20 protein-coding genes, 3 other RNA genes, 1 pseudogene and 1 riboswitch are annotated in these 23,808 nt (G+C 61.6%); of the genes and pseudogenes, 14 read left to right on the forward strand and 10 right to left on the reverse strand.

Going from position 1 to position 23,808, the window contains the following annotated elements:
• Positions 1-25: 25 nt before the first annotated feature.
• The 4 genes and pseudogenes from J5I97_RS03905 to J5I97_RS03920 all read right to left on the reverse strand — a co-directional run.
• The gene (locus J5I97_RS03905; RefSeq protein WP_208589204.1) at positions 26-1,399 is read right to left on the reverse strand and encodes a TolC family outer membrane protein; all 1,374 of its coding nucleotides are present in this window, start codon (positions 1,397-1,399) and stop codon (positions 26-28) included.
• A gap of 21 nt (positions 1,400-1,420) precedes the next feature.
• Positions 1,421-2,077, reverse strand: coding sequence for a protein-L-isoaspartate O-methyltransferase family protein (locus J5I97_RS03910; RefSeq protein WP_208589205.1), 657 nt, complete (start codon positions 2,075-2,077; stop codon positions 1,421-1,423).
• 129 nt (positions 2,078-2,206) lie between these two features.
• On the reverse strand, positions 2,207-2,860 hold the full coding sequence (locus tag J5I97_RS03915) for a TetR/AcrR family transcriptional regulator (protein WP_208591542.1): 654 nt from the start codon (positions 2,858-2,860) through the stop codon (positions 2,207-2,209).
• Positions 2,861-3,030: 170 nt separating this feature from the next.
• Positions 3,031-3,167: pseudogene (locus J5I97_RS03920) on the reverse strand (LysR family transcriptional regulator); the annotation flags it as partial.
• A 122-nt stretch (positions 3,168-3,289) separates the two neighbouring features.
• On the opposite strand from J5I97_RS03920, the gene leuC reads away from it, so the two are divergent.
• From leuC to J5I97_RS03940, 4 genes are all read left to right on the forward strand, one after another.
• The gene (leuC, locus tag J5I97_RS03925) at positions 3,290-4,738 is read left to right on the forward strand and encodes a 3-isopropylmalate dehydratase large subunit (protein WP_208589206.1); all 1,449 of its coding nucleotides are present in this window, start codon (positions 3,290-3,292) and stop codon (positions 4,736-4,738) included.
• Positions 4,739-4,803: 65 nt separating this feature from the next.
• Positions 4,804-5,451 carry a 3-isopropylmalate dehydratase small subunit gene (leuD, locus tag J5I97_RS03930; protein WP_208589207.1) on the forward strand — a complete coding sequence of 216 codons (648 nt, stop codon included), beginning with the start codon at positions 4,804-4,806 and terminating at the stop codon, positions 5,449-5,451.
• A 94-nt stretch (positions 5,452-5,545) separates the two neighbouring features.
• Positions 5,546-6,619: a 3-isopropylmalate dehydrogenase gene (leuB, locus tag J5I97_RS03935; protein ID WP_208589210.1), complete on the forward strand. Its 1,074-nt coding sequence runs from the start codon at positions 5,546-5,548 to the stop codon at positions 6,617-6,619.
• 519 nt (positions 6,620-7,138) lie between these two features.
• Positions 7,139-8,023: a hypothetical protein gene (locus tag J5I97_RS03940; RefSeq protein ID WP_238135632.1), complete on the forward strand. Its 885-nt coding sequence runs from the start codon at positions 7,139-7,141 to the stop codon at positions 8,021-8,023.
• A 39-nt stretch (positions 8,024-8,062) separates the two neighbouring features.
• Here the strand turns inward: J5I97_RS03940 and J5I97_RS03945 are convergent.
• A non-coding RNA gene (locus J5I97_RS03945) (sX9 sRNA) lies at positions 8,063-8,137 on the reverse strand.
• Here J5I97_RS03945 and J5I97_RS19745 point away from each other — a divergent pair.
• Genes J5I97_RS19745 through J5I97_RS19755 form a run of 3 tightly spaced genes read left to right on the forward strand, consistent with a single transcriptional unit; the run spans position 8,123 to position 8,954 of the window.
• Positions 8,123-8,572 (forward strand): hypothetical protein, encoded by a 450-nt coding sequence (locus J5I97_RS19745; RefSeq protein ID WP_238135633.1) that lies wholly within the window; start codon positions 8,123-8,125, stop codon positions 8,570-8,572. The genes J5I97_RS03945 and J5I97_RS19745 overlap by 15 nt on opposite strands.
• 4 nt (positions 8,573-8,576) lie before the next feature.
• Positions 8,577-8,768 carry a hypothetical protein gene (locus J5I97_RS19750; protein ID WP_238135634.1) on the forward strand — a complete coding sequence of 64 codons (192 nt, stop codon included), beginning with the start codon at positions 8,577-8,579 and terminating at the stop codon, positions 8,766-8,768.
• A 3-nt stretch (positions 8,769-8,771) separates the two neighbouring features.
• Entirely contained in the window at positions 8,772-8,954 is a 183-nt protein-coding gene (locus J5I97_RS19755) for a TonB-dependent receptor (RefSeq protein WP_238135635.1), read from the forward strand.
• 177 nt (positions 8,955-9,131) lie between these two features.
• On the opposite strand, the gene J5I97_RS03955 is transcribed toward J5I97_RS19755, so the two are convergent.
• The 5 genes from J5I97_RS03955 to ilvC form a co-directional block, all read right to left on the reverse strand.
• Positions 9,132-10,694, reverse strand: coding sequence for a 2-isopropylmalate synthase (locus tag J5I97_RS03955; RefSeq protein WP_208589211.1), 1,563 nt, complete (start codon positions 10,692-10,694; stop codon positions 9,132-9,134).
• Positions 10,691-11,809 carry a threonine dehydratase gene (locus tag J5I97_RS03960; RefSeq protein ID WP_208591543.1) on the reverse strand — a complete coding sequence of 373 codons (1,119 nt, stop codon included), beginning with the start codon at positions 11,807-11,809 and terminating at the stop codon, positions 10,691-10,693. The genes J5I97_RS03955 and J5I97_RS03960 overlap by 4 nt, the downstream gene beginning before the upstream one ends.
• A gap of 75 nt (positions 11,810-11,884) precedes the next feature.
• Positions 11,885-12,142 carry an ACT domain-containing protein gene (locus J5I97_RS03965; RefSeq protein WP_208589212.1) on the reverse strand — a complete coding sequence of 86 codons (258 nt, stop codon included), beginning with the start codon at positions 12,140-12,142 and terminating at the stop codon, positions 11,885-11,887.
• Positions 12,126-13,847, reverse strand: a complete 1,722-nt coding sequence (gene ilvG, locus J5I97_RS03970) for an acetolactate synthase 2 catalytic subunit (protein WP_208589213.1) — start codon at positions 13,845-13,847, stop codon at positions 12,126-12,128. Before ilvG ends, J5I97_RS03965 begins: the two co-directional genes overlap by 17 nt.
• A gap of 44 nt (positions 13,848-13,891) precedes the next feature.
• Positions 13,892-14,893, reverse strand: a complete 1,002-nt coding sequence (gene ilvC, locus J5I97_RS03975) for a ketol-acid reductoisomerase (protein ID WP_208589214.1) — start codon at positions 14,891-14,893, stop codon at positions 13,892-13,894.
• A 797-nt stretch (positions 14,894-15,690) separates the two neighbouring features.
• Here ilvC and J5I97_RS20280 point away from each other — a divergent pair.
• The 7 genes from J5I97_RS20280 (at position 15,691) to thiC (ending at position 23,785) form a co-directional block, all read left to right on the forward strand.
• Positions 15,691-15,819 (forward strand): hypothetical protein, encoded by a 129-nt coding sequence (locus tag J5I97_RS20280; protein ID WP_279631226.1) that lies wholly within the window; start codon positions 15,691-15,693, stop codon positions 15,817-15,819.
• Between the two features lie 68 nt (positions 15,820-15,887).
• Entirely contained in the window at positions 15,888-17,726 is a 1,839-nt protein-coding gene (locus tag J5I97_RS03980; RefSeq protein WP_208589215.1) for a methyl-accepting chemotaxis protein, read from the forward strand.
• An 86-nt stretch (positions 17,727-17,812) separates the two neighbouring features.
• A non-coding RNA gene (locus J5I97_RS03985) (sX9 sRNA) lies at positions 17,813-17,888 on the forward strand.
• Between the two features lie 628 nt (positions 17,889-18,516).
• The gene (hap3, locus tag J5I97_RS03990) at positions 18,517-18,981 is read left to right on the forward strand and encodes an Hpa3 family type III secretion system protein (protein WP_208589216.1); all 465 of its coding nucleotides are present in this window, start codon (positions 18,517-18,519) and stop codon (positions 18,979-18,981) included.
• Entirely contained in the window at positions 18,978-21,107 is a 2,130-nt protein-coding gene (xopF1, locus tag J5I97_RS03995; protein ID WP_279631227.1) for a type III secretion system effector XopF1, read from the forward strand. The genes hap3 and xopF1 overlap by 4 nt, the downstream gene beginning before the upstream one ends.
• A 468-nt stretch (positions 21,108-21,575) precedes the next feature.
• A non-coding RNA gene (locus tag J5I97_RS04000) (sX9 sRNA) lies at positions 21,576-21,651 on the forward strand.
• Positions 21,652-21,693: 42 nt separating this feature from the next.
• Positions 21,694-21,792, forward strand: a riboswitch (TPP riboswitch).
• 115 nt (positions 21,793-21,907) lie between these two features.
• Positions 21,908-23,785 carry a phosphomethylpyrimidine synthase ThiC gene (gene thiC / locus J5I97_RS04005; RefSeq protein ID WP_208589218.1) on the forward strand — a complete coding sequence of 626 codons (1,878 nt, stop codon included), beginning with the start codon at positions 21,908-21,910 and terminating at the stop codon, positions 23,783-23,785.
• Positions 23,786-23,808 lie beyond the last annotated feature (23 nt).

A 23,808-nucleotide genomic window follows, 5' to 3' on the forward strand; every position in this document is an offset into this window, starting at 1 on the left:
TTTTTGCGTTACCTGTTAGCCACTCTTACTGCAGCGAACCACTGCCCTGCAGCTTGGACTCTGCATCCTGCGACAGTAGGCGGTTGACATCCTGCAGGTCAGTGATGTCGAGCTTGCCGATGGCTTGGCCCAACAGCAGACGGTTCTGCAGGAAGTTGTAGCGCGACTGAGCATAGTTCAGCTGCGCCTGGAACAGCGTGCGCTGGTTCTGCACCACGTCCAGCACGGTGCGCGTGCCGACTTCCAAACCGACCTGAGAGGCGTCGTATGCAGCCTGCGCGGAGACCACTGCCAGACGGCGGGCTTCCACTTCGCTGATGCCGGCCACCACGGTCTGATAGGCGTTGCGTGTGTTGCGATCCAGCGCGCGCTTCTGCTGTTCGTAAGTGTCCTGCTGGATATCGCGCTGCGAGAGCGCCTGACGCACCGCCGACTGCGTTGCGCCGCCAGCGAAAATCGGGATCGACACGGTGACACCGATCGCGTCGGTGTCGACGTTACGGCCCTGGGCAGTAATTACGCTGTTCTCGGCAGCTGACGTGCCCCAGCTATTGCTACGTCCCATGCTGCCGGTCAGGCTGACCGTTGGTAAATGACCTGCGCGTGCTGCCGTGATGCTGGCTTCGGCGGCGCTGACCTGTAGTTGCTGTGCCCTCAATGCCGGGTTGTCGGCGATGGCAGTGGCCACCAGTTGATCGACATTGCTGTAAGCGGCAGGCACTTGCGGGCGGAACTCTTCGGGCAATGCACGCAGGCCGACAACCGGCTGGCCTGTGAGCTCGGTCAGCGCCTGATAATAATCCTTCAGCGTATTGCGGGCAGTGATGGTGTCGGCACGTGCCTGGTCATACTGGGCACGCGCTTCGTGTACGTCCGTGATCGGGGCCAGCCCTACTTCCAGGCGCTTGTCCGCATAGTCGAACTGCTTTTTGGCCGCTGCCTCGTTGGTCTCCGCGGCGGCGAGCGATTCGATGCCCACCAGCACCTGGAAATACGCTGCCGACGTACGAGTGATCAGATCATTATTTGCCGACGCCAGCGTGAACTCGGCTGCTTTGGCTATTTCGCGTTGGGCGCGCAGGTTGGAGAACTGGGTCCAGTTGAAGATCGTTTGTGAGCCCTGGATCTGACTGGAACGCGACGAGGTCGTAGCGCGACCATCCTGACCCTCGATTTCGCGGTGCGATTTGCTGTAGTCGTAAGCGCCGTTGAGCTGCGGCAACAATGCCGCACGCGCCTGCACTTGACCTTCCCGATTCACCAGGCGTGTGGACTCGGCTACTGCCAGCTGCGGATCGCCGTTGCGGGCCATTTCGTAGACTTGCAGCAGGTCGGTGGCCTGCGCAGCCATCGGAGACAGGGCGGTGGCCATGGCCAGAACGAGAAATCGGTGGATCATCGTGGAAGCTTCCCTTGGAAATCAGAATTGGAATCGGGGTGTCGGTGCGGCGCCCTGAAGATAGGCGAGGTCGGTTTCGAACAACGATCCGATGCGCGGGGCGTTGACGTCGCCACGCACCAGCACTGCTTCCATCGCCGGTTCGTGACCGCGCACGACAAACAGCCGACCGTTCGGGCGCAACCACTGCAGCCACTGGATCGGCAGCGCATCGACCGCGCCGGTCACGCAGATGGCATCGAAACGACGCTCGCTCTGCCAGCCGAACACATCGGCGATTTCGACACGCACGTTGCTGCCTAGACCGGTGCTGTCCAGATTGGCGCGCGCGGCTGCAACCAGGGCCGGGTCGATCTCCAGGCTCACCACTTCGCGGGCGAGCGCGGCCAGACAGACCGTGGCAAATCCGCTACCGGTGCCGACCTCAAGCACGTCCTCGCCCGGCTGCAGATCCAGCGCCTGCAGCATGCGGCCTTCGACCACCGGCTTCATCATCTTTTGCCCGGCCGACAGCGGGATTTCCACATCGACATAGGCCAGCGTCTTGTAGGACTCCGGCACGAAAGCTTCGCGCGGCATGCGCGCCAGCACGTCGAGCACGCGCAGATCCAGCACGTCCCACGGCCGGATCTGCTGTTCGACCATCTTTTCGCGGGCTTGGGAGAAATCGATCGTCATGGTGCGGTTATCCAACGCGGTGGGCCAAACATTTTACCGGTGCGCGGGGGTGCCTGGCGCATCCAACATCGCCGCGTGCTGCCAACCGGCGCAGTGCCGGAAGTCATCGCCACCAACGTCCGGGGGCGATCAACGGGGCGCATAGGCTCTCAAAAAGAAGTCAACGCTGGACTGGATGTGCTCGTCTACCTGCGCGCGCGTCGGCTGGCCGTGCAGGCCGCACATCATCAGCGCGTACAGCTCGCCCTTGAGCAGACAGAAGAATTGCGAGGCCGCGCGCGCCAGATCGGAGATCTCCAGCTGGCCATCGGCCACACGCGCCGAGAGAAAATCCGCCAGTGCTTGCTGGGTCCGCCTGGGGCCGGCGTCCCAGAACATCTCACGCACATGCACATCGCCGGTGCCGGGAGCCATCATCATGCGGTGGGTGGAGATGGCCGAGTCGGCGCTGACCGCAGCGAAGAACGCGTGGGCGATCTCGATCAGCTGGTCGCGCAGCGCACCTTTTGGGGCGTGATCGAACAGATCGTCCGGCATCATGTGCTGGCATTGCTCACGGATCGCCTCGGAAAACAAGCTTTCTTTGTCGCCAAAATGGCTATAGACGGTCAGTTTGGAAACGCCGGCCTGCGCAGCGATCCCATCCATGCTGACCCCGGCATAGCCTTGTTCCATGAACATGGTGCGGGCGGCGCCCAAAATAGCGGCGCGTTTCCCAAGATCCTTGGGACGTCCAGGGCCATTGATCCTGACTTTGGACTTGAGAGGGGGCAAGCTGGACATACTGCCAATACTATACCATCGGGTTCTATATTTATACTCGGCGGTGCCGGGTTCCGTTAATGGTTTCATCTATAGTGACTCTCGGTGTCATGGTCCTCCCGGCAGCTGTCGGGAATTCACCCTCGCGCTGGTCCCGCCGTGGCGGCGACGCGCGTTGCCTTGCCCCCAAGCGATTCCAGCAACGCAATGCGTTTGCTCACGGCAGGCTGGGTCAGCAGGTGCAGCGCTTCGCCGGTCGCCGGCCGCCGGCCGAGAAGCTTCCGCTTTCGGCAATCGCCACGAATACGCGGAGGCTCGACAGATCCATTGCCATTCCTAGAATTTACCTTTTCGAATAAAAAAGATGAATTTGCCTTATCCAGGGCAAGCTCCTAGCATCGAACTCAGCCAGGTGGGCGCACCCACCGTTACGCCAATCGGATTGCCGCAATGACTGCCAAGACGCTGTACGACAAGTTGTGGGAACTGCACGAGGTCACACGCCGTGACGACGGCTCGTCGCTGATCTACATCGACCGCCACATCCTGCACGAAGTGACTTCGCCGCAAGCCTTCGAAGGCCTGCGCCTGGCCGGGCGCAAACCGTGGCGCATCGACGCCAACATCGCCACGCCCGACCACAATGTGCCGACCACGCGCGCCGAGCGTCAGGGCGGGCTGGAATCTATCTCCGATGAAGTCTCGCGGCTGCAGGTGCAGACGCTGGACGAGAACTGCGACGACTTCGGCATCCTCGAGTTCAAGATGAACGACGCGCGCCAGGGCATCGTGCATGTGGTCGGCCCGGAGCAGGGCGCAACCTTGCCGGGCATGACCGTGGTCTGCGGCGATTCGCATACCTCCACGCATGGCGCATTCGGCGCGCTGGCGCACGGCATCGGCACCTCCGAGGTCGAGCATGTGCTGGCCACGCAATGCCTGATCGCCAAAAAGATGAAGAACATGCAGGTGCGCGTGGAAGGCACGCTGCCGTTTGGCGTGACGGCCAAAGACATCGTGCTGGCAGTGATCGGCAAGATCGGCACCGCTGGCGGCAACGGCCATGCGCTCGAATTTGCCGGCAGCGCGATCGGCGACCTGTCGATGGAAGGCCGCATGACCATCTGCAACATGTCCATCGAAGCCGGTGCGCGCGTGGGCATGGTGGCAGTGGATGAAAAAACCATTGCATACGTCAAAGGTCGCCCGTTCGCGCCCAAGGGCGCCCACTGGGATGCGGCGGTGGCGCTGTGGCGCACGTTGGTCTCCGATCCTGACGCACATTTCGACACGGTGATGGAGCTGCGTGCCGAAGACATCAAGCCGCAGGTCAGTTGGGGCACCTCGCCGGAAATGGTGCTGGCGGTGGATCAGCAGGTGCCGGACCCGGCGACCGAGCAGGATCCGACTAAGCGCGACTCGATCGAGCGCGCGCTGAAATACATGGGTCTTCGGGCAAATCAGCCGATGACTGAAATCCGCCTGGATCGCGTGTTCATCGGTTCGTGCACCAACTCGCGCATCGAAGATCTGCGCGCGGCCGCTGCGGTGGCCAAGGGGCGCAAGGTCGCGGCAACCATCAAGCAAGCGCTGGTGGTACCCGGTTCGGGCCTGGTCAAGGCGCAGGCCGAGGCGGAAGGTCTGGACAAGGTATTTTTGGAGGCCGGCTTCGAATGGCGCGAGCCGGGTTGTTCGATGTGTCTGGCGATGAACCCGGACAAGCTGGGCAGCGGCGAACACTGTGCGTCCACCTCCAACCGCAATTTCGAAGGTCGCCAAGGCGCAGGTGGCCGCACGCACTTGGTCAGCCCGGCGATGGCGGCCGCAGCGGCAATCAACGGTCACTTTGTCGATGTACGTGAACTCGGAGAGTCGGGTTCGAGGGTTTCGGATGCGTAATAGCCGGCTCGTGTATTTCAGCCTTTTCGAATTCTCAATTCTCAATTCCTAATCCCGGCCTGCTTATGACACCTTTTACTCAACACACCGGACTGGTGGCGCCGCTGGATCGCGCCAATGTCGATACCGACCAGATCATCCCCAAGCAATTTCTCAAGTCGATCAAGCGCACCGGCTTCGGGCCGAACCTGTTCGACGAGTGGCGTTATCTGGATATCGGTGAGCCTGGTCGCGATAACAGTCAGCGTCCGATCAACCCGGAATTCGTGCTGAATTTCCCGCGTTACCAAGGCGCCAGCGTGTTGCTGGCACGCGAAAACTTCGGTTGCGGTTCCTCGCGCGAACATGCGCCGTGGGCACTGGATGAATACGGTTTTCGCGCGGTGATCGCACCGAGCTTTGCCGACATCTTCTTCAACAACAGTTTCAAGAACGGCTTGTTGCCGATCGTGTTGGCCGGACCGGAAGTCGACGCCTTGTTCGAGCAATGCCTGGTCACAGAGGGATACCAACTCACTGTGGATCTTGCCGCACAGCGCGTGCTTGGCCCCGATGGTGTGGAATACAGCTTCGACATCGATGCGTTCCGCAAACACTGCCTGCTCAATGGGTTGGACGACATCGGCTTGACCTTGCAGGAAGCCGATACCATCGGTCGCTTCGAACAAGGCCATCGCACGCGCCAACCGTGGCTGTTCGGCGCGCTGCAGTGAATGCGACAGTTGGTTTCTCCAATCTGGTGACGCCAAGCGCGCGCTGCGTTGGCTTGATTTCAAAGGCGCTGCGGCGCCAACTCACGAGGATTGCATGAGCAAACAGATTTTGATTCTTCCTGGCGACGGTATCGGCCCGGAGATCATGGCCGAAGCGGTCAAGGTGTTGACGCGGATCGATGCGCAACATGGCCTCGGTTTCAACCTGGTATACGACGAGCTGGGTGGCGCGGCTTACGACAAGTATGGCAGCCCGCTGGCCGACGAAACCCTGGAGCGCGCGCGTGCTGCCGATGCAGTGCTGCTGGGCGCAGTGGGTGGACCGCAATGGGACACCATCGATCCATCGCTGCGTCCGGAGCGCGGTTTGCTCAAGATCCGCTCGCAGCTCGGCCTGTTCGCCAACTTGCGTCCGGCGCTGTTGTATCCGCAGTTGGCCGATGCCTCCACGCTCAAGCCGGAGGTCGTCTCCGGACTGGATCTGCTGATTCTGCGTGAGCTCACTGGTGGCATTTACTTCGGTCAGCCGCGCGGCACGCGCACGCTGGAAAATGGTGAGCGCCAGGCCTACGACACCTTGCCCTACAGCGAAAGCGAGGTCCGCCGCATCGCCAAGGCCGGCTTCGAGATGGCGCGTCTGCGCGGCAAGAAGCTGTGTTCGGTCGACAAAGCCAACGTGTTGGCATCGAGCCAGTTGTGGCGTGCGGTGGTGGAAGAGGTTGCCAAGGATTATCCGGACATCGCGCTGTCGCACATGTACGTCGACAACGCGGCCATGCAGCTGGTACGTGCGCCGAAGCAGTTCGACGTGATCGTGACCGACAACATGTTCGGCGACATCCTGTCCGACCAGGCATCGATGCTCACAGGCTCGATCGGTATGCTGCCCTCGGCTTCGCTGGATGCAAACAGCAAAGGCATGTACGAGCCGTGTCATGGCTCGGCGCCGGACATCGCAGGCAAGGGCATTGCCAATCCGTTGGCGACCATCCTTTCGGTGGCGATGATGTTGCGCTACACGTTCGCGCAATCTGCTGCAGCGGATGCGATCGAACACGCTGTCGGCAAGGTGCTCGATCAAGGCCTGCGCACCGCCGACATCTGGTCGGAAGGCACCACCGAGGTCGGTACCGTGGCGATGGGGGATGCGGTGGTGGCCGCGCTGTAAAAGCTCTTCTTGCTTGAACAGTTGTGGCTGTCCTGGTGGCTATCGTTCTGGTGAACGATGGCCACTTTCGTTTGGCTGGTTGATCGATCCATCCGCGAGCACGATCAGTCAACCATGTTCCGCTTTTCCTCCCGCCGTCGATAACCGCTGGTGGTGCTTGCGCTAGTGTCGGCGTGGGCGCTTATGCGGCATCGATGCTGCATAAGCGCCTGCTTGGAAGGACTTGCGGCGTGTCCCATGCAGGTACGCGTGCGAGTGCTCCGGTTCGTCCCGGCGGGCAGCCTCCCGACGTGTGCACGATGGCCTGCCAACCCAAGCACTCGCAATCGACACCAAAAGTTCGATCGGCAAGGTCATGCAATTCACTGCGGTCTGCGCTGTTGTTCGCTTGTAGCCTTGGGGATGCAGCCGCCTTCTCCTCGCGTCGATTCCGGGCGCCGTCGTGATCGTTCCTCGTCGATTTCAGGGGTCTACCTGCGCCGCGGCAACACCTACTTGTGGCCGACGAGCAGCGGTACGTTGTCGACCTCGGCCGGCGCGCTGGACGCGGCCTGCGCGGCGACCAACCCGGCGTTCGTGCCCTACAAGACCGCCGACAGCCTGACCGCGCCCAACCGCTGCGGCGCGTTCGGCTACTACGAAGGCCGCTCGGTGCAGAACGGCTACGGCAAGACCTCCGCCCACTACCTGTCCGGCATTTTCGATGTCAGCGACGAGGCCACCGGCTATGCGCAGGTACTGGCCAATCGCTCCAAGGACGAAAGCTCCAGCCAGACCCACTACTACATCGGCAAGGGCGCGCTCACCGTCTACGACCCGGACCTGGGCCTAATCACCGCGCAGCGCATCTTCCTGCTTTCGGAAGTGGGCGGGATCAAGAACATCGAATACGACGAAAAGTCCTGGAACCTCAACGCCGGCATGCGCGGCAAGCTGTTCGACGGCGGCTTCGACTGGGATGCGAGCGTGTCGATGTCGCGCTACGACATCACCACGCGACGTCCGCGCTTGCTCACCAATGCGGTGCGCGACCACTACATGGGGGCGGTGCTTGGCTATCGGCCCGATGGCACCGAAATCCGCGATTTCTACGCCGACAGGCTGTTCGCGCCGGGCAGTGAGTCGCTGTATAGCCAGCTCACCACCGAGGTGGTGAGCTGCAGCCAATCCAGCACCGACCAGGCCCAGTTCGTGTTCAGCGGCGACCTGTTCGCGCTGCCGGCCGGCATGCTGCAGATGTCCACTGTGCTTGAGGCGGCGCGGCAGAAGTACGACCTGGATCCGGATCTGCGCATCACCGTGGACTACATCGTCACCGACGAATATCTGTGCCGCCGCGATGGCCTGGATCCGCTGTCGGACCCCTGTTCGGTCGCGCACGAGTACCAGACCTTCTCCACCTAGTCGTCCAATCCGCTGCTGGAGGAAGAGAAGGGTAAGAGCGGCTAACAAAACGTAGCGAGCAGTCGTCAGGGGGTGCGGACGGCGCGCAGGAATCTGATTGTGCGCGTGGTACATGCCGATTCCGAGCACCGGCCGCGCCCGCCTGGCGGTGAGCGCAGTCGTTTTGTTAGCCGCTCTAAGTCGACCACGCTGGTCTTGGTATGGGACGTGCTGCCGACGTTGTCGCTGAGCGCGCATTACTATCGGATCGAACTGGAAGGGCGAGTGGAGTCGATCTCCAGCGAGACACTGCTGGCGAACAACGCCAACTGCCTGCTCGGCAGCGACCGCGCCGGCAATGCGGTCGATACCGCGTCGACGGCCTGCCAGTTCTATATCCAGTCGGTGACCCGCAGCCCCGGCACCGACCTGACCGCTGAAGGCCGGATCACCGCATTGGAGACTTTCCCGATCAACCAGTCGCTGATGCGCATCGATGGTATCGACGCGAATCTGCGCTACAGCGTCGACCTCGGCGATTGGGGCGCGTTCGCCCTGGAGGCCGGCTAACCACGTGCTGAAGATGGAAGTGGCGCAGTTCGCCGGGGCCAAGCCGGTGGACGCGATGAATGACGTCGACTACCTGGCGTTCCGCACGCGCAGCAATCGGCGTCTGAACTGGAGCATCGGCAACTGGTCCACCAGCCTGTACGGCTACCGCTACGGCTCGCGCCCGAACTACGCCGAGAGCAGACGCGTGGCGTAGTACGTGGTCTGGAATGCGGACATCGCCAAGCAGATCACCGACAAGGCCACGCTCGGCCTCAGTGTGTTGAACGTGTTCGACAGGATTCACCCGCGCGACGACACCTACATCTCATGGCCGTACTTCCCGCGCGTGTACAGCGCGCTCGGGCGGCAGTTGTACGCCAACTTCACCTACAAATTTTAAGGTGCGCATGCGCTGCGCCACAGAGTTCGCTCCAGCAGCTTGCCGCACTGGCGTGGCAGAACCTGGATAGCGCCATCACAATTAACTGCCAGTCCCTGCCAATCCCTGCGCCCAAGTAAAAAACCAGAACGGCCAGCAGATAGCTCTGCTGGCCGTCAGGATCGGATCGGTAGCGCGTTACGCCACCGCAGCCGTCTTGCCGGCGACCACGCCACGCGCGCGCTGGCGCAACAGGCGGTTGGCCACATCCAGCCAAGCGAGTGCGCTGGCTTCGATGATGTCCTTGCTGGTGCCGGTGCCTTCGTATTCCACGCCGTCGTGACGCACGCTCAGGCTGGCTTCGCCACGCGCGTCTGCGCCGATGCCGACGCTGTGTACCTGATAGCTGTCCAATTCCAGCTTTACACCTGTGGCCGAAGCAAGCGCGCCGAATAGCGCATCCACCGGGCCATTACCTTGCGCGGTTTCAGCGACGCGATTGCCTTCCGGATCTGACAATTCAACCAGCGCGTTCGCGCGGCTGCCGACATCGCTGATAGTCATCGATGCCAGGCGGTAGCCTTCCTGAACGGTGGCATCCTGCATCAACGCCTGCAGATCGGCGTCGGTGAGCACGCGCTGCTTTTCGCACAATGCCTTGAACTGCTCGAAGACCAGCTTGACCTCTTCTTCTTCCAACAGATAGCCCAACGCGCGCAGGCGCTGCTCGACTGCCGCACGCCCGCTGTGGCGGCCCAGCACCATTTGCGAGGACTCCCAGCCCACATCTTCCGGACGCATGATTTCGTAGGTGCCGCGATGGCGCAGCATACCGTGCTGATGGATGCCCGATTCGTGTGCGAACGCGTTGCCACCGACCACTGCCTTGTTGCGTTGTACCGGCATGCCGACAAGGCGTTGCAGTAGCTGCGAAGTGGAGACGATGCGCGGCGTATTGACGGCCGAGTCGATGTTATAGAACGCACCGCGCACCTTCAGTGCCATGATGATTTCTTCCAGCGCGCAGTTGCCCGCACGCTCGCCGATGCCGTTGATTGTGCACTCGACCTGCCGCGCGCCGCCTTCGATCGCAGCCAGCGAGTTTGCCACGGCCAAGCCTAGATCGTTGTGGCAATGTGCGCTGAAGATCACCTTGTCGGCGCCTTCTACGCTAACGATCAGGCGCGAAAACATGGCGCGGATTTCTTCCGGCGTGGTGAAGCCCACCGTGTCGGGCAGATTGATCGTCGTGGCACCGGCAGCGATCGCCACGCGCGCCACCTCGGCCAGGAAATCTTCTTCGGTGCGCGTGGCGTCTTCGGCGGAAAACTCGACGTCATCGATATAGCCGCGCGCCAGCGTCACATGCTTGTGCACCGATTCCAGGACCTGTTCACGGCTCATGCGCAGCTTGTGCTCGCGATGTAGCGGGCTGGTGGACAAGAAGACATGCAAGCGCGGGTTGGCGGCTGCTTCCAGCGCACGTGCCGAGGTCTCGATATCCGCCTGAAGGCAGCGTGACAAAACCGCCAGCGTGGGGCGACGCAACTCGCGGCCGATCATCGCGATGGCTTCGCGGTCGGAATGCGAGCTGGCCGGGAAGCCGGTTTCGATAATGTCCACGCCGAGTTCGTCCAGCGCACGCGCCATGACCAGCTTTTGCTGGGACGTCATGCTGCATCCGGGGGATTGCTCGCCGTCGCGCAGGGTGGTGTCGAAAATTCGGATACGCGGGGTCTGGTTGGATAAGCTCGTGTTCACCAGGAAGACTCCTCTACGACGATGGCTGTGACAGGCGTTGAAGCGACTGCGGATGGGCGGGAAAGAACGTGTGCTTTGGAAGCTGGTTTGGCGCTGCGTTCGTTGCGACGTCGTTCGGTATTGCGACGACGCGGTTTGCGTGGCGGCCGCGGCCGCACCTCGGACAAGAGCGCGGCCAGAACAGTTGCGTCGATATTACCGCCAGAGACCACCGCACATTTGCGTTTGCCCGCAACACGGCGACCAGCTGCCAATGCCAGGGCACCAGCGCCTTCGGCGATGACGTGTTCTTCCAGCGCCAGACGCACCAGAGTTTCGCGTAATTCGGCCTCGCGCACGATCACGATATCGTCGAGCAAGCTCGAGCATAGACGGCGGGTGAGGAAGCCTGGAATCTTGACCTTCACGCCGTCGGCCAGCGTGGGGACCGGGGTGATTTCGCGCAGATCGCCGCGCACTGCGCGGGCCATCGAATCCACGCCTTCCACCTGCGCGCCGACAACGCGCACGCCTTGCGATTTCAGTGCCAGCGCCACGCCGGAAGCCAGGCCGCCGCCGCCGATCGGCACGATCACCACATCCGGCGCATGCGCGGCCAGTTCAATGCCCACGGTGCCTTGGCCGGCGATCACGTCGGGGTCGTCGAAGGCCGACAGAAAGCGGTAGCCATTCTGGTCGGCCAGCTCGCGCGCAAACGCAAACGCCTCGTCGTAGCTGTTGCCGTGTTGGCGTACGGTGGCGCCCCAATGCGCGACACCGGAGATCTTGGTCTGCGGCGCGCCATATGGCATCACCGTGATGGCCTGCACGCCCAGCCGATACGCCGACCACGCCAGCCCTTGCGCATGGTTGCCGGCCGAGGCGCAGATCACCGGACGCTCGTCGCCGCGTTCCAGCCCCGCCAACAGTGCGTTCAATGCACCGCGCACTTTGTAAGAGCCAGTGCGCTGCAAGTTTTCCAGCTTCAACCACACACCGAAGCGCTCGGCGTAATGCAGCGGGGTGGGCGATAAGTACTTGCGCAGACGTGCCTGTGCTGCAAGCACGTCTGCCACGCTGACGGCTACGTCGCTTAGGTCTGGCTCCTGCGTAGAGGGGCGGCCGGAATCAGGCATTGCGGCACGCGCGCGACCGATCCGGAAGAAGACACCTCCGGACAGCGGTTTGATGATCACGTGAGGTTTGATCGTTCATGCGGCGGCCTCGGCCGGGTCCACTGCAGTGATCGCCACCGATTCGCAGTCGTAGACCTTTTCCAACTGCAGGCGCAGCGTTTCCGGCGGACGGATGCTGTCCACGTCCAATTGCAGATGCCAACGGCCTGCATCGTCCGGGGCGGTGCCACCCTGGATGGCGCACGGGCGGAAGCCGCGGCGCTCGGTCATGCCGATCACGCGCACCAGCGCGCCTTCGGCCGGCTTAAGCACCAGATCAAGCCGGTAACGCATGCGATGTCTCCTTGACCGCGAGTGCGGGATTGCTGTCCAGCATGGTGCTGTTGGCAGTGTTGGGCGGCACCAGCGGCCACACGTTGGCGCGTGCATCGATGGCGACATGCAGCAGGCCCGGGCCCGGTTGCGCCAGCAGTTCGGCCAGCGCCGCATCCACATCGCCGCGCGCGATGATGCGCTTGGCCGGAATACCAAACACCTGCGCTAACGCGGCGAAATCCGGGTTGTCGGACAAATCGATCTCGCTGTAGCGCTCGGCGAAAAACAGCTCCTGCCACTGCCGCACCATGCCCAGCGAACTGTTGTCCAGCAGCACGATTTTCACCGGTAGCTTGCAGCGCGCGATGGTGACCAGCTCTTGGACATTCATCATGAAGCTGCCGTCGCCGGAAACCAGCACCACGGTGCGGTCGGGGCAGGCAAACTGCGCGCCCATCGCCGCCGGCAGGCCGAATCCCATCGTGCCCAACGCGCCGCTGGTGAGGTGGTTGCGCGGATCGTTGAAGCGGCAATGCTGGGCCACCCACATCTGATGCTGACCCACATCGCAGGCGATGATGGTGTCGGCCGGGGCCACTTCGCTCAGGCGCTTGAGCAGCGCCGGTGCATAGATATCGGTACCGGGCGCGTCGTAACGCGCACCGAATTTTTCGCGGTTCGCAAAGCAACGCGTGCGCCATGCCTGACAGTTGCCACGTGCCGCGCTCAAGGCTTTCAGACTCACGGACACATCGCCAGGCACTGCGATGTCGGCAGTGCGCAGCTTGGAAATTTCATACGCATCGGCATCCAGATGGATGACGTGCGCGAACGGTGCGAACTCGCTCAACTTGCCGGTTGCACGGTCGTCGAAACGCGCGCCTACCACCACCAACAGATCGCATTCCTGGATCGCCATGTTGGCCGCACGCGTGCCGTGCATGCCCAGCATCCCCAGGTAATCCGGATGCGCATGCGGCAACGCACCCAGGCCGCGCAAGGTCAGTGCGGTCGGGATGCCGGTAGCTTCGACAAAGCGCCGAAACGCCTCCACCGCACCGGCCAACGCGATTCCGCCACCGCCGTACACTACCGGGCGTTCGGCACCGGCAATGGCTGCCAATGCTTCTGCCAACCTGGCGTCTTCAGGGGCCGGAGGCGGCAGCACCGCCGCCGGCACGTGATCGGGCAACTGCGAGGCATCGGCGATCTGCACATCCTTGGGCAGGTCGATCAGGACCGGCCCGGGACGTCCTTCGCGCGCGATGCGAAAGGCCTCGCGCACCATTTCCGGAAGATCCTCCACGCGCCGCACCAGAAAGCTGTGCTTGACGATCGGCATGGTCATGCCAAACACGTCCAGTTCCTGGAACGCATCGGTGCCCAGCAACGATGTGGCGACCTGGCCGGTCAGACACACCATGGGGACCGAATCGAGCATCGCGTCGGCGATGCCGGTGACCAGATTGGACGCGCCTGGGCCGGAGGTGGCCACGCACACGCCGACCCGACCGCTGGCACGGGCGTAGCCGTTGGCGGCGAGTGCGGCGCCCTGTTCGTGACGGACCAGGATGTGCTTGAGCCTGGAATCCACCAGGGCGTCGTAGAACGGCATGATGGTGCCGCCCGGATAACCGAACAGCGTTTCCACGCCCTCGGCTTCCAGGGCCTGCGTCAGCCAGCGCGCGCCATTGCGGGGCGTGCTGTGTGCGGAGGTGTTCATGCGTTGCGGACCTTCGGTGTTAAGCGGTGGGGAATGCGGCGGCGTTACGCCGCTTGTTGATTCGTAGGTGTGGTGGCGGCTTGCTGTTCGCCGTTGAGCCACACCATCTTGGCGCGCAGCTTCTTGCCTACCTCCTCGATCGGATGTTCCAGATCGGCCTGCTTGAACTTGGTGTAGTTTGGCAGGCCAGCTTCGTATTCGGCCACCCAGTTCTTGGTGAAGGTGCCGTTCTGGATGTCGGTCAGCACATCCTTCATGCGTGCCTTGGTGCTGGCGTCGATGACGCGCGGTCCGCTGACATAGTCGCCGTATTGCGCGGTTTCAGAGACAAATTCCAACATGCGGGTGATGCCGCCTTCGTAAAACAGGTCCACGATCAACTTCAGTTCGTGCAGCACTTCGTAGTACGCGATTTCAGGCTGGTAGCCGGCTTCCACTAATACTTCAAAACCGGCCTGCACCAGCGAGGAGGCACCGCCGCAAAGTACGGCCTGCTCGCCGAACAGATCGGTTTCGGTTTCTTCCTTGAAGGTGGTCTTGATGATGTTGGCGCGCGCGCCGCCCAGGCCGCCGGCATAAGTCAGCGCAAACTGCTCCGCCTTGCCGCTGGTGTCCTGATACACCGCATAGATGCACGGTACGCCACGGCCGATTTCATATTCGCGACGCACCAGCGCGCCCGGGCCCTTCGGCGCGACCAGCACCACGTCCAGATCTGCGCGCGGCTTGATCATGTCGAAATGCACGTTCAGACCATGTGCGAACAGCAGGCAGGCGCCATGCTTCATATTCGGTGCGATGACCTCTTCGTACAGCTTCTTCTGCACCATGTCCGGGGTCAGGATCGCAACCAGGTCGGCGCCCTTCACTGCTTCGGCCGGCGCCACGACGGTGAAGCCGTCGGCTTGCGCCTTGGACTCGGTCGGGCCACCGGGACGCAGCCCGACGGTGACCTCGAAGCCGGAATCGCGCAGATTCAGCGCATGCGCGCGGCCCTGGCTGCCGTAGCCGATGATCGCGATTTTCGGTTGGATGTTGTTGCTCATGAATAAGTCCTTAGCGAGTTGGCAGTGAGAAATATAAGGTCAGCCGGCAACGTCAGAGTCTGGCCGGCTGAGCAAAGAGGGGACGGATGATGGCACTGTCCGTGGCGACGCATGCACCAGCGCCGTTGCGGACGCGGGTGGAAGACGTTGCGGCGATTTCAGTGATGTCGTTCATGTCATTCGAAACTTTTGGTGGTCCCTGAAACGCGAAACCCCGCGCCGTTGCCGGTGCGGGGTCTGATCGAAGCCTTGTGTGTCTGTTGCCTACACGAAGTCTCGTCCCGCACCGGTTGGCCAGGTAATAAGTACGAGTACGACAAGCGAGACGACCGACGCGCCGAAGGGCGCGGACATCAGAGCGTTCGAGGTGGTGCGGCGATCCTGCATATGCCTGAGATAACCATTGCTGTAGGTATGGTGTCAACCCTTGCGGCTGAAATAGCCGTATCTATGCGTGACGCGCCGTGCAAAGCCTAGCGGCAGCAGCATGGTTACTTATAAAACCGGATCGACGCTGCGCAGGAATTGCCAATCCCGATCCCTAATTGCGCGGTATTCAGGGCCAACGCGGCGTGCGCATCGAACCGCCCAGCATGACCCGCAGGTCTGGTTGGCGATGCATTTGTCGTGGCATGGGAACCTCCTGTCAAGCGTTGCGCACCTGTGGTGCATCCTCGATTCCGAGCACCGGCCGGGCCAGTTTCGCCACTGCGCAGTAGTTTTAATTTAGAAAGAAGTCTAACTACCGTTGCTACGATGTGTGAGAGCTGCCGCCTAACTGTCAGAGCATCGCCGAGTTGCAGCTGCTCAACATTCGGGTGGTCTTTGCCGACGTCCGGTATGGTGGTTACCAGACGATTGCGCCCGAGTTGGCCAGCGTGCGGCCCTCGCAAAGCCGCAAGGACGGGCAGGTGGCCGGTAACTGAGCAAGCCGGCGCGGATGAGCGCGCTGCTCAATTCCAGTCCTAATGGCTTCGATTGATTAGGAATTCTCATGAGTTCGATGCAACAGCCTGACCCGCCGTCGCAAACACATGCGGCCGTACTTCCCGATGCGCCGGTCGCCTTGCTGCGGCTGTCGGCCGAGGCCTGCTTAGTGGGTTGCAACCGCGCCGGCCTGGAGGTGCTCGGCAAGACCGCCAGCGAGCTGCAAGGTGCACCGGCAGCGCTGCTGTGGGGGCTGAGCGCTGCCGATCTGGTCGGCGAAGACGGCGTCTGGGCCGCCCCGGGCGACGACCCGGCACGGCGCGTGCGCTATGTGTGCGACCGCGAGCACGGCGGCTGGATACTGTCGCTGCCGCACGTGGAAACCGCGATCATATTGCGCGAAGCCACCCGCTTGGCCGAAGACAGCCGGCCGGTGCCAATCTCGCCTCTGTTGCAGCCCTTGGTTGCGCGGCTGCACGCCGAGCACGAAGACCGCACGGTGCTCGAACGTACCGCGCAGGCACTGGCCGGCTGCGAACTGGAGCTGCTGCTGCCGCTCGGTTTGGCAGAGACCGAGATGGGCCGCCGGCTGCAGGCGGGCTTCGGCAATCTGGCCGAAGCGATCCGGCAAGCGGTTGCGCTGTCGGTGCAGATCGCCGCCGAGGTGCCGCCGTTGGTGGCCGAGAACGACGAGCTGGTGCGTCAGTCGCAGGCGCAGACTGAGGCACTCGATGGCGCGCGCGCTGCGGCGGAGCGTCTGTCGTCGAGCCTGCAGGACGTCAATGCCGAGCTGGCGCAGGTGATCGCGCTGGCCACCAGTGCCGATGAAAGCGCGCGCCAAGGTGTGGCCGCGGCACACGCGCTGGGTCAGGCAATGCACGAAGTGGAGCGCCGCGCGGCACGTGCCGGCGAGGTCATCGAAGTCATCGACTCGGTGGCATTTCAGACCAATATCCTGTCGATCAACGCCAGTATCGAAGCTGCGCATGCCGGCGATGCCGGGCGCGGCTTTGCGGTGGTCGCCACCGAAATCCGCCGTTTGGCCGAACGTGCCGCAGCTGCGGCGCGCGACGTACGCGCGATCCTGGCCGAAACCAGCGACGCGGTGGGCGAGGGCGCCGCATCCGCTCGCGGCACCGAAGCGGTGCTCGATGGCATCACCCGCGTGCTCGGGCAGGCCAGTCGCGCGATGACCACTGTGGCCGGGCGCATCCAGGCGCAAGACGGTGAGATTCGTGGCATCGAGCGTGCCGTGGACGGTGTAGTCGCGTTGGGGCGCAGCAATCTGCAACACGCCGCGCATGTGGCCGAACGCAGCGAAGCGCTGGAGCGCGGTACCGAAACCCTGCGCGATTGCGTGGGCTTGTTTCGTTTGCCCGCCGACCCGCTGCAGGTGCCCAGGCACGCGCGCGTCAAGGAACTCGCCGTGGCGACCGCGAGCAAGATCGGCACCGCATTGACGCAGGCAATTGCACGCGGCCAGATCGCCGAAGCACACCTGTTTGCGCGCACCTATACACCGATTGGCGGCGTGGAGCCGCCTAAATTCAGCACCGACTTCGATGCGGTCTGCGACGACGTATTGCCGGCGTTGCAGGAGCCGCTGCTGGATGCGCATCCGTGGATCGTTTTCGCGATCTGCGCCAATCCCGATGGCTACGTTCCCACCCACAATCTGCGCTTCACTCAGCCGCTGACCGGCGATCCCAAGCGCGATCTGGTCGGCAACCGTACCAAGCGCAAGTTCACCGACCGTGTCGGCCGTAGTGTGGGTGCGCATACCGACCCATATCGCCTGCAGGTCTACCGTCGCGACACCGGCCAGATCATGTTCGACCTGTCCGCACCAATCTTCGTCGGGCGCAAACACTGGGGCGGTCTGCGGGTAGGGTATACGCTGGAATGACACTGTGCAGCAGAACTTGAGTAAGAGCGGCTAACAAAACGACTGCGCTCACCGTCAGGCGGGCGCGGCCGGTGCTCGGAAGTGGCATGTACCACGCGTACACTCCGGTTGCTCCGCGCCGTGAGCACCCACCTGACGACTGCTCGCTACGTTTTGTTAGCCGCTCTAAAGCGCCAATCTCGAACGTGCTGCATATACTGCTAAACAGCTACTGCACATCGGCTACAAGCGGATAGTGATAGTGCAAAGAGGTCTGGAGATGGCTCGCAGTGGCACCGTCCTTATAATAATCGAAGCAAGTATTGCGAGTCGTCGTTGGCATCGTACGCCAGCGTTTGGGCCACCCGTTCAGTCGCCTGCATAACTGCCACGGAAAATTCGAATAGTCGCCACGCGAAAGTGGCCAGCACATTAATGCGCATTACCCCATGCAATCCGAGTCCTTTAGGGTTACAGCACTGCTTCGATAAAGAAAATCTTGCGCGTGGTGACGGCCATATGAACCCTGCATTTAGGGAGCAGAAGTTTTGGGCTTTTTTTATTGAGTAGATTAATGATATATTAATTTATTGAAAATTTTGTATATTTCGGTATTGCGCTGACGCTGAAGGGGTTGATGCGGCCATAACCGCCGCTCATTATTTTTTCGATAAGAATCTCTGATTATGCATATGCTGCTTCGCAGCACTTCGTGCATCGCTCTTTTTCTTCGCGATAAACTTTTGAGGTATTACATGAGAGGTAGAGGATTTGCCTGCCGCAGCTAGACGATTGTATTTATATACCGGAGATGTTTCAGGTGACTACGACTCGTATTCGAATTAACCAACACGCGCCTACCAATTTCTTCATCAATCTTGGCGTCAGCCTAGGTTTGCCAGATGACCTTGTGCAACGGATCGCTGCTGGCGAGGCGGTGCTTGGGCCGGCAGGGATGCTCTGCCGTGTACATATGCAGCCGCACGAGCACGCAGATACATTGGCCGCGTTTGCTGAGGTGATTCTGCCGATAGCGGCACGCGAACTAGACGGAGACGATGTGGTGAGGCTACTCGCGCTGCAAGAGCACTTGCTGACAGAATACGGTTGGCGGCTCACGCTATCGGATCTGGGCCTGCTGTGTGTCTGTCCGTTGATCGCTGCGCACACCGCCGAAGATGTGGCGGCGGTTCTGGACCGTGGCCAGACGATCGCGCGGGTAGCGCTGGAAGTGTTGGTTGCACAGACCGAAGAATCCGCGGCGGTGGTGTCATGAAGTCTCCCGCACAGATAGGAAGCTCTTCGAGGACCCCGCAGCAGTGCGTCCCCCAGGGTTATAGCGAGCAAACGAACCAAGGCGAGATTGTGACAGAAACCTCAACATCAACGCAATCCGAGTTGTTAAAGGGGCTGAGGCCTCCTTCGCGCCGCATGTCGTTCAAAAACTCTGATGCCTCCAAGTTTCCGTCAGAGAGCACACTAAGCTTTAACGAATCCGCGCGCTCCTCTGATGCGTCCAGGTTCTCGTTCCAATACGTACCAAGCCGTTTCGAATCCTTGCCTGCCGCTGATGCGTCCGAGCTCTTGTTCGAGAGCGGATCAAGAAATTTCGGATCGTTTTGTGTCTCCGAAGTGTCCGAGTCGTCGTTCAGAAGTGCGTATGCGGACTTTACGGCGCCCGACTCGCAGATGCCGGTTGAGCCCAGTATGTCAGAGTCCCAGGTGTCAGAGCCCCTAGCCAATAGCAGCGCGCACGCCCTGGAAACTTTGAAGAGCCAGCTACGTTCGCACCTGAGTGGTATTCGTTTTGAAGAGGAATCGACTACCCAGAGAGATCTGGAGAACCAGTATCTGCAGTGGGCGGACGCACGCTTGCAGGAGCGCGTGACGGCATTCGGACCGGACGCCGGATATCAGATCGGCTGCGATATGGCAGCGATAGGAGCCAAGGCCACGTTGCCGATCGCTTACGAGTGCTTTAGGAAGCTCATGATCGGAATCATGCGTCAACCATTGGGCGTGTTCACGGGCACCATCTATGATCAGCGCAGACCTCCTGGATCAGAACCTATGAGTATGGCAGCCATAGCGGCCCTTGGATCCTCGGCAGGGTCTTACGTTTGCGATACGTTTCTGGTGCCGGCGATGGATCGGCGCGCGCGCGTGGCGAACTTGCCAAAATTCAAAGCGATCGATCCAAAGGTACTGGTGCCCGATCCTCCGCGGGTCGCTTTGGAGATATGCCGCGACGGCAAGAAGCGCTTCAGTGTCCGAGGCGAGCGCGACGTCCCGATGGCGCAGGAGAAGGCGGCGGTCTACGAGTACCGCAAGGGAATCAGCGAATGGCAAGCGGTGCTGGAAGAAAGGTCCGTCCGCACCTTGCTGTTCAAGCCGGGGGTAAACGCGGTGGTTAACGGTGCGCGCCGGATTCCCACCGGTCCAGCACATACGCCCATTGGTCAGACGGCGATGGCCGCGCTCGCCATCGGGAGTTGGGGGATTGCGCATCAGGCCATTCTTGAGACCGGTAAAACTCTAGCCTGCACTGGTCAGGCGAGTGTTCCAGATTTGGTCGGTGGGCACCAACGCCTCAATACCTTCTTGTTATCCTTGCCGGATACGACGCGCCCACCTGCGCAATGGTCCGATGCAATCCATTTTCCGCGCTATTTGCTGGAGACCGGCAAGGAGGGAATGGCGTTGGCCAAGCATGCCTGGAACACCGCCGGCGCGATCAAGGACGCGGTGAACGATGTGCTGTTCCGTCATGTGTCAGCCAATATACTGGCCACGTTCGCCTCTACCAGCGTAGGCAGGTTTATCGCCTCGCCTTGGCGTGGCGGCAGTTATACAACTCCGCCAAATGAAGCCCTCAATGCGCCGGCGGTACTCTTCGGACAGGGTGCGGCCACCGCCACCAATGACATGGTCTGGAATGCTGCCAAGTCCAAGAACGGTTCCTACACGGCACACGCGACACGCTTGGACCAAGCGCGCGCAGTCGAGGTTGCCAGGCACGACCTGACAATTGCAGAAACGTCGCGGGCGCTAGTCGATTCGATCAGGTCTGTGTATGCAGCGCTGGACACCGGACGCGCGATGGAAGAGGGAAGCCCTTCACATCAACGTTTTCAACCGTTCTATTTGCAGGAACTATTCCGCGTGCTTGAGCAGCTGAATCTGGAGATCGATATGCAAGATGTGTCGCTAGAGAAAGTTAACGCTGCCTACAATGAGTGGCGTAAAGCAAAGGATTTTTTCAAAAGCTTCACCCCACCAGAGAATAGCTCGGAGAGTATCGCCGATGCGGCCGCTGTGACCAAGCTTGTCGACCAGTTGGGCACTCTCCAGCAGGCCATAAGCCAACGTCAGCGGCTAAAGCAATGGGAGCAGGGCTGCTAGCTGAGAGCGCATGTCTTTTTAGCTTGATATTCCGATGTGGCCCGACTGGTATGGAGTTGCCCATGTCAGTTTCAGGAGCCAGGTTCGATCTTGATACGGCATGGTGCTGTGCGTGCGACTGCGCGATTATGCCGCGCTTTTGCTTAAGTATGCCCATGGCCATTTGTGAGCCGATCGCTCTGCGCCATCAGTCGCCATCCCCCCGGCATTGCTGACCTGCAGCATGCTCGGAACTGAAAGAAGGTACCGCTACCAGGAGAGTCCGCGTAGGCGAGTGATGGGCGTAATAACGCATTCGCAGCTGCGAATGCGTAGCAAAAAAGGACAGCGGCTATCTGTTGTGTTAATGCATTGCCCGGGTGAGCGCCGCCCGGGCCTCGGTGGCCGTGCCTGTGCATGCATTAAGAGCGGCTAACAAAACGACTGCGCTCACCGCCACGCGGGCGCGGCCCGGTGCTCGGAATCAACATGTACTGCGCGTACACTCCGGTTCCTCCACGCCGTCCGCACCCACCTGACGGCTGCTCGCTACGTTTTGTTAGCCGCTCTAAGCAGATGTCGCCGCTGCGGTGATGTGGTGTAATTAGCGTCGAAGTGGGGGTACCGCGGTCTAGCCGTGGTTGAGACAGTCCCTTCGAACCTGATCCGGCTGATACCGGCGTAGGGAAGCTTCGTTAGATGCGATGGTCCGCACCTGCACGGGCAGTCTGTGTTGAGCGCCGCCGCTTCGTCCCCACTGCGAATCCTTCGCAGACCCAGCGCCGTTGGTGCTGGTTTTCCAGCACACAGAGACGAATGCCATGAATGCCGCGCCCACCGTTTTGCAGCAACAAGCCCAGTCGCTGTCCGAGGCTGTGACCCAGCCGATTCCCGGTTCCCGCAAGATCTTCGTGCACGGCTCGCGCGCCGATCTACAGGTGCCCATGCGCGAAATCGCATTGACCCGCACCCCCACATTGTTCGGTGGCGAAGACAACCCGCCGCTCAGTGTCTACGACACCTCCGGGCCGTATACCGACCCGCATGCTGCAATCGACCTTGTCGCTGGCCTGGATCCGCTGCGCGCTGGATGGATCGCCGAGCGCGGCGATACTGTGGCGCTGGACGGGCTGAGTTCGAACTTCGGGCGCGGCCGCGAGCACGATGCACGGCTGGATGCGGTGCGCTTCCCCGCACGGCGCTTGCCGCGGGTGGCGCGCGACGGTGCCAACGTCACCCAGATGCACTACGCACGCCGCGGCATCATCACCCCCGAGATGGAGTTCGTGGCGATTCGCGAAAACCAGCGCCTGGAGGCGGTGACCGACGCGATGCTGCGCAAGCAACATCCGGGCGAAGCCTTCGGTGCGGCGATCCAACAACGCATCACGCCGGAGTTCGTGCGCGACGAGATTGCGCGCGGTCGCGCGATCCTGCCCAACAACATCAATCACCCGGAAAGCGAGCCGATGATCATCGGCCGCAATTTTCTGACCAAGATCAACGCCAACATCGGCAATAGTGCGGTGTCCTCGGGCATTGCCGAAGAAGTCGAGAAGCTGGTGTGGTCGATCCGCTGGGGCGGCGACACGGTGATGGATCTGTCCACCGGCAAGCACATCCACGAAACGCGCGAGTGGATCATCCGCAACTCGCCTGTGCCGATCGGCACGGTGCCGATCTATCAGGCGCTGGAAAAGGTCGATGGTCGCGCCGAGGAGCTTACCTGGGAAATCTTTCGCGACACCTTGATCGAGCAGGCCGAACAAGGCGTGGACTACTTCACCATCCACGCCGGCGTGTTGTTGCGCTACGTGCCGCTTACCGCCAAACGCGTCACCGGCATCGTCTCGCGTGGTGGCTCGATCCTGGCCAAGTGGTGCTTGGCGCATCACAAGGAAAACTTTCTCTACACCCATTTTGAAGACATCTGCCAGATCATGAAGGCCTACGACGTGGCGTTCTCGCTGGGCGATGGTTTGCGCCCAGGCTGCATTGCCGATGCCAACGACGCGGCGCAGTTCGGCGAACTGGAAACGCTGGGCGAGCTGACCAAGATCGCGTGGAAGCACGATGTGCAAACCATGATCGAAGGACCTGGCCATGTGCCGATGCAATTGATCAAGGAAAACATGGACAAGCAGCTGCGCGAATGCGGCGAAGCACCGTTCTACACCTTGGGGCCGTTGACCACCGATATCGCACCCGGCTACGACCACATCACCAGCGCGATCGGCGCGGCGATGATCGGTTGGTTCGGCACCGCGATGCTCTGCTATGTCACGCCGAAGGAGCACTTGGGCCTGCCTAACCGACAGGACGTACGTGACGGCATCATGGCCTATAAGATCGCCGCGCATGCCGCCGACCTCGCCAAGGGGCATCCGGGCGCGCAGGTGCGCGACAACGCCTTGAGCAAGGCGCGTTTCGAATTCCGTTGGGACGACCAATTCCATCTCGGTCTGGATCCGGAAAAGGCCAAGGAGTTCCACGACCAGACCCTGCCCAAGGACGCGCACAAACTGGCGCACTTCTGTTCGATGTGCGGGCCGCACTTCTGTTCGATGAAAATTACCCAGGACGTACGCGATTACGCAGCCGAGCACGGCATGGGCGAAGAACGCGCGCTATCGGCGGGAATGGACGAAAAGTCGGCGCAGTTTCTGGCGCAAGGCGCGCAGGTGTATCGCGTTTCGTGAAATGGTGCGGGATTGATTTCTGC

The organism is Xanthomonas fragariae (assembly GCF_017603965.1).
Taxonomy (GTDB): Bacteria; Pseudomonadota; Gammaproteobacteria; order Xanthomonadales; family Xanthomonadaceae; genus Xanthomonas; species Xanthomonas fragariae_A.

Excerpts from the sequence above, each read along its gene's own strand:
- leuC (WP_208589206.1), top strand. The coding sequence starts at position 3,290 with ATGACTGCCAAGACGCTGTACGACAAGTTGTGGGAACTGCACGAGGTC.
- J5I97_RS03960 (WP_208591543.1), bottom strand. The coding sequence starts at position 11,809 with ATGCCTGATTCCGGCCGCCCCTCTACGCAGGAGCCAGACCTAAGCGAC.
- ilvC (WP_208589214.1), bottom strand. The coding sequence starts at position 14,893 with ATGAGCAACAACATCCAACCGAAAATCGCGATCATCGGCTACGGCAGC.
- J5I97_RS03905 (WP_208589204.1), bottom strand. The coding sequence starts at position 1,399 with ATGATCCACCGATTTCTCGTTCTGGCCATGGCCACCGCCCTGTCTCCG.
- J5I97_RS03980 (WP_208589215.1), top strand. The coding sequence starts at position 15,888 with ATGAGTTCGATGCAACAGCCTGACCCGCCGTCGCAAACACATGCGGCC.
- J5I97_RS03915 (WP_208591542.1), bottom strand. The coding sequence starts at position 2,860 with ATGTCCAGCTTGCCCCCTCTCAAGTCCAAAGTCAGGATCAATGGCCCT.
- xopF1 (WP_279631227.1), top strand. The coding sequence starts at position 18,978 with ATGAAGTCTCCCGCACAGATAGGAAGCTCTTCGAGGACCCCGCAGCAG.
- J5I97_RS03910 (WP_208589205.1), bottom strand. The coding sequence starts at position 2,077 with ATGACGATCGATTTCTCCCAAGCCCGCGAAAAGATGGTCGAACAGCAG.
- hap3 (WP_208589216.1), top strand. The coding sequence starts at position 18,517 with ATGTTTCAGGTGACTACGACTCGTATTCGAATTAACCAACACGCGCCT.
- leuB (WP_208589210.1), top strand. The coding sequence starts at position 5,546 with ATGAGCAAACAGATTTTGATTCTTCCTGGCGACGGTATCGGCCCGGAG.
- leuD (WP_208589207.1), top strand. The coding sequence starts at position 4,804 with ATGACACCTTTTACTCAACACACCGGACTGGTGGCGCCGCTGGATCGC.
- J5I97_RS03965 (WP_208589212.1), bottom strand. The coding sequence starts at position 12,142 with ATGCGTTACCGGCTTGATCTGGTGCTTAAGCCGGCCGAAGGCGCGCTG.
- ilvG (WP_208589213.1), bottom strand. The coding sequence starts at position 13,847 with ATGAACACCTCCGCACACAGCACGCCCCGCAATGGCGCGCGCTGGCTG.
- thiC (WP_208589218.1), top strand. The coding sequence starts at position 21,908 with ATGAATGCCGCGCCCACCGTTTTGCAGCAACAAGCCCAGTCGCTGTCC.